The organism is Allomesorhizobium camelthorni (assembly GCF_011045125.1).
GTDB classification, from domain to species: domain Bacteria; phylum Pseudomonadota; class Alphaproteobacteria; order Rhizobiales; family Rhizobiaceae; genus Allomesorhizobium; species Allomesorhizobium camelthorni.
On sequence record NZ_JAAKZF010000292.1, the window covers coordinates 1 to 853 of the forward strand.

Sequence of the window (853 nt, forward strand, 5' to 3'; positions counted from 1 at the left end):
GCTGGCGACGCCGGGCTTCGGCGGCCTGGCGCTGATCGTGCTCGGTCTGGCGATCGGCGGCGGCGTCGGCGCGGTCACCGCGCGGCGCATCCCGATGACCTCGATGCCGCAGCTCGTCGCGGCGTTCCACTCGCTGGTCGGCCTCGCCGCCGTCATGGTTGCCGCCGCCGCCATGTATGCGCCGACGAGCTTCGACATCGGCGCCGTCGGCGACATCCACAGCCAGGCGCTGGTCGAGATGAGCCTCGGCGTCGCCATCGGCGCCATCACCTTTACCGGCTCGGTCATCGCCTTCCTGAAGCTCGACGGCCGCATGTCGGGCAAGCCGATCATGCTGCGTGGCCGCCACGCCATCAACGCCGCGCTCGGCATCGCACTGGTGGTGCTGATCGTGCTCCTCGTCACCAGCGAAAGCCTCGCCGTCTTCTGGCTGATCGTCGCTGTCTCGCTGGTGCTCGGCGTGCTCTTGATCGTGCCGATCGGCGGCGCCGACATGCCGGTCGTGGTGTCGATGCTCAATTCCTACTCCGGCTGGGCCGCGGCAGCGCTCGGCTTCACGCTCGGCAATCTGGCGCTGATCATCACCGGCGCGCTGGTCGGCTCGTCGGGCGCGATCCTGTCCTACATCATGTGCAAGGGCATGAACCGCTCCTTCATCTCGGTCATCCTCGGCGGCTTCGGCGGCGAGACCTCGGCGGCCGCGGACGACGGCGTCGAGCGCACGGTCAAGCAGGGCTCGGCGGACGACGCCGCCTATCTGATGATGAACGCGCAGAAGGTGATCATCGTGCCGGGCTACGGCATGGCGGTGGCGCAGGCGCAGCACGCGCTGCGCGAGATGGCCGACAAGCTG

1 protein-coding gene is annotated in these 853 nt (G+C 69.2%); it reads left to right on the forward strand.

The annotated features are described in order from the left end of the window. The coding region (locus G6N73_RS35960) for an NAD(P)(+) transhydrogenase (Re/Si-specific) subunit beta (protein ID WP_165034585.1) at window positions 1-853 on the forward strand (853 nt) is incomplete at both ends.